The organism is Streptomyces graminilatus (genome assembly GCF_001418565.1).
Taxonomy (GTDB): Bacteria; Actinomycetota; Actinomycetes; order Streptomycetales; family Streptomycetaceae; genus Streptomyces; species Streptomyces graminilatus.
Window position 1 is genome coordinate 1 of record NZ_LIQQ01000597.1, and the last position, 3,596, is coordinate 3,596.

The 3,596-nt window shown below is 69.1% G+C and carries 3 protein-coding genes and 2 pseudogenes; 2 read left to right on the plus strand and 3 right to left on the minus strand.

Annotation, left to right across the window (positions count from 1 at the left end):
• From AOK08_RS37545 to AOK08_RS37555, 3 genes and pseudogenes are all read right to left on the minus strand, one after another.
• Positions 1–593: pseudogene (locus tag AOK08_RS37545) on the minus strand (helix-turn-helix domain-containing protein); the annotation flags it as partial.
• A gap of 341 nt (positions 594–934) precedes the next feature.
• On the minus strand, positions 935–1,510 hold the full coding sequence (locus tag AOK08_RS37550) for a GNAT family N-acetyltransferase (RefSeq protein ID WP_055534448.1): 576 nt from the start codon (positions 1,508–1,510) through the stop codon (positions 935–937).
• A gap of 9 nt (positions 1,511–1,519) precedes the next feature.
• Positions 1,520–2,830 (minus strand): NsdA family TPR-like regulatory protein, encoded by a 1,311-nt coding sequence (locus tag AOK08_RS37555; protein WP_055534450.1) that lies wholly within the window; start codon positions 2,828–2,830, stop codon positions 1,520–1,522.
• 372 nt (positions 2,831–3,202) lie between these two features.
• Here AOK08_RS37555 and AOK08_RS48770 point away from each other — a divergent pair, with 372 nt between their 5' ends.
• Together AOK08_RS48770 and AOK08_RS37565 are read left to right on the plus strand one after the other, a co-directional pair.
• On the plus strand, positions 3,203–3,406 hold the full coding sequence (locus AOK08_RS48770) for a hypothetical protein (protein WP_338400170.1): 204 nt from the start codon (positions 3,203–3,205) through the stop codon (positions 3,404–3,406).
• A pseudogene (locus tag AOK08_RS37565) lies at positions 3,406–3,596 on the plus strand (hypothetical protein); the annotation flags it as partial. The gene AOK08_RS48770 and the pseudogene AOK08_RS37565, both read left to right, overlap by 1 nt.

Sequence of the window (3,596 nt, forward strand, 5' to 3'; positions counted from 1 at the left end):
GCGGAGAGCAGCGGGCGGGGTTGGTGGCGGCGGAGGCGGACGAGGAGGTCGGTGGCCTGCTGGATGAGGGATGCGTAGGGGTACGAGGGTTTTGGTACGGCGGGCAGGGCCTTGGGCGGGGGCTTCTGGGCCGGGGTGGCTCGCCGGGCGGCGGGGGGTTTGGGCGCGTCGTCGGCCGTGGGGGCCGAGTGGGTCGCGCGGCTCTTGGTGCGGTGTCCGGGGTGGTTGCAGGAGACCGTGCGGGTGACGATGTTGCCGCCGGGGGTGCGTTCTCGGGATCGGCTCAGGTAGCCGTGGGCTTCGAGTTCGCGCAGGCCTGCGGCGATACGGTCCGGGCCCTCCGGGAACCGCTTGGCGAGGGTCTTGATGTCGACGGGGGCACCGGCGGGCAGCGACTGGATGTGGACGCTCAGTCCGATCGCGAGCAGTGACAGCTCGCGGTGCTGGGCGAGGTGGTTGCCGATCACCGTGAAGCGGGTGGTGTGGCGGGTGTTGTCGTGGGTGACGCCGGATTTGGGGCGCCGTTGGGGGTGATTTTTGCCCGTCGGGCGGGACTGGGCGCACGGGGGCGCGCTAGGGTTTTTCGTATCCATCGGGAAGGGCTGTCTTCCTTGTTGGTCAGGCCCTCGCACTGGGATTGCAGTCCCGGCGAGGGCCGACGTATGTCTGGGGTTGTGTTGTGTTGCGCTGAGCGTAAGGCAGGCAACCGGGCACAAATCCAGCCGAGTTGGTGATGTTCACTCGGGCGAGTGAGTTTGCGCGGGAGCGGCCGGGCCGCCCTTCCGGCGACGGGAGGGAAGGTGGGGTTTGGTGGGTTCTTTATCTCTCGTACTTTGTTTTGGAAGAGCGCCGGGCCCACCAGCGCACACGCCACCGGAACCCATGTTTCCGGGTTCCGGTGAGCTGGTACTCCGGTGAGCGGGCAGAGGTCTTTTTACTGTTCAGCGCGCTCGACGTGCAGGAGGAGCAGGTCGAACTCGGGTCCGTCGGCCGTACCCCGGTACGGTCCCGCGTACCGGTAGCCGAGGCGGGCGTACAGGTCCTGGCCGCGTCGGTTGGAGGGCAGGGCCAGGAGCGAGGACCACTTCGGGGCGATCGCCGTGAGCAGTTCGGTGTGCAGCCGGGTGCCGATTCCGCGGGCCTGCCACGGTGGTCGTACGGCCAACTCGCACAGCCCCATCAGTCGTTCGGTACGGGCGCCTTCCGGAACCTGGTCCACCAGGCCGGGGCCGAACCAGTACGTCGCGCCGCACGGGAAGGCGTACCCGAACCCAACGGCCGTTCCGCCGACGTACGCGACGACGAGAGCGAACCCGGCGTGCTTGAGGTGGCCCTGGACCTGTCGGCGCAGCGCGGGCACGGAGAGGCCGGATGCCTCGGCGCCGGGGTTGCCTACCAACTCGGGGTGGGCGTCGGCCCAGATGTCGGCGATGAGGTCGAGGAGAGGGGGGACCTGGCCGGGGCCGTAGGTGCGGATCACCATGTCTGTGCTGGTGCTCGGGGTGCTCACTGTCTACTCCTAGCCGACGCCGGTAGTGGTGCGGTACTCCTCCAGCCAGTCCGCGACCGCGGGGACCGTGGCATGCCGCTGGAGCGCGCTCTCGACGTTCTGCAACTGCTGAAGCAGCCGGTCGGAGCGCACCTCGGGGAGGTACGCGAGGACGCGTCCGGCGGCCTCGGCAGCCTCTTCGGGTTCAGGGCGCTCCTTCACCGCATGCTGGATGGCGACATCGGCGGTGTACAGGGCCCTGTTGCGGGCGAACTGGTCGCCGTGGAGAAGAACGGCCTGCTCGGCTCCGGCGGCAGCTCGCTCGTGCTGGGCGAGGTCGGCGCGGGCGAGGGCCTCCAGGCCGGCCAGTTCGGCGGGTGTGTAGAACTCCAGCCACTCCGGGTCGGATTCGGCGGGACCCTTCGCGTAGAGGCGGTGGGCACATACGACGGCCTGGTCAGCGGCTCCGCGATCGCCGAGGAGGGCCCATCCGCCGGCCTCGCGCATGGCGAACAGGCTGAGCAACCGCGAGGAGCCATAGGCGCGGACCACGCTCTGCGCTCCCTGGGCAGCGCTGATCGCCTCGCGCGGCCGTCCACTGGCCTTGGCCAGCAGACTCAGACAACCGAACGCGTGCCCTTCCAGACCCGGGTCGTCGGCGATCCTGGCAGCGGCCAGTGCCTCGCCATACAGAGAGCGGGCGTCGGCGGCGCGGCCTGAGTCGTACGACAGCCACCCGGCGGCGATCGACAGGTGCCCGGTCGCCGTGCGAAGCCGCTTGCCGGTCTTCTCTGTGTATGCGCCGTCGCGCAGCCACTCATACGCGATGTGCAGCATGATCGAGGCGTCCTGGCGCAGAGCGGCGGAGCCGTGGTCATGGTCGTGGCTGTAGATGGTGGTCACAGCCTCGTCGACGGCGCGGACATCTGTGATGCCGATCCGGCCGGGACGCCGTTGGACCAGGGCGCCGAGAGAGAAGGAAAGGGCCGTACCCGCGCCTTCGATCAGGAAGCCGCGCCGGTTCACCGGGGCCGCCTGCTCCGGTTCGTGTGGAGGGAGTTCGGGTTGTCGCCCCGCTGCTGACGATGCCGGGCGAAAGCCCAGCTCGGTCATGGTCCGCCCATCGGTGAGCCTGCTGAGAATTCTTCGGTAGACGGCTCTGGGGCAGTCGACGTCCCCGTCTTCCCAGGCAGCCACGAGACGTGCCGTGCAGCCGACTGGTTCGTCCATCTCCTCGCCAGTGGCGACGACCAGCTTGGCGAACTCCTGACGGCTCATCTGGAATTCCAGCTCGCGCACAGCGCGCAGCCGGAGGTTGGGGCTGTGTCGGTGGTCGGCCATACCGAACTCCGGTGCTGCGTCTGTGTATCGACAGGTTTGCGGGGATCGTACGGCTCCTCCCTCTGTCATGCCCCGTTCTTCCGTCGGGATCACCCGCGCTGGACGGGGACTTACATCGTTCTTGCATCGGGCCGGCATCGCTCCGGGGCGGCCCCGACTGCTTGCCTGGACGGTGACATGACGACCAACCAGGGAGGCAGCCGTGGCGAGTCCTCCAGGAAAGGAGCGCGCGTCGACATGCTTGACCTTCTCCGCAGGACCGTCGCGTGGACGAGGCTTGCGTCGTCCCCGGGTACGGGGCGACGTCGAGTGGGAGCCCCGCTTGGCTCGCCTCCCGTGGCCGAGACGCGGGGCCCCGCCCACGCCTCTGAAATGCGGCTCCCTGTCCACCGGTCTCGGTACGGACTGGACCACCTTCTCGACGGCGGCGCCAACGTCATGGTGCGCCCGTACCTCGCCGCGTACGAGCAGGAGTGCGCGCGGCGGCAGCGGCCCCGCCTCGCTCTGGTACTCGCCCAGGATTTCAGGATCGATCTCGAACGGCACTCGGTATGTGCGCTGAAAGTCGAGGTCTGATGAAACCCCGCATCCCGCCCCGTCTCCTCCCCTGGCCCTCCCCCGAGGCCAACCCCTGCTTTCTCGTGCACGGCAGCGAAGGCGGCTACGTCACCCGCCTGGCCGACGAGATGGAGGCGATGCAGTTGACCACGGGCACGGATGTGCCCGGCCTCGCCCGCAACGTGCTGGACGCGCCGCTGTCCCCGGC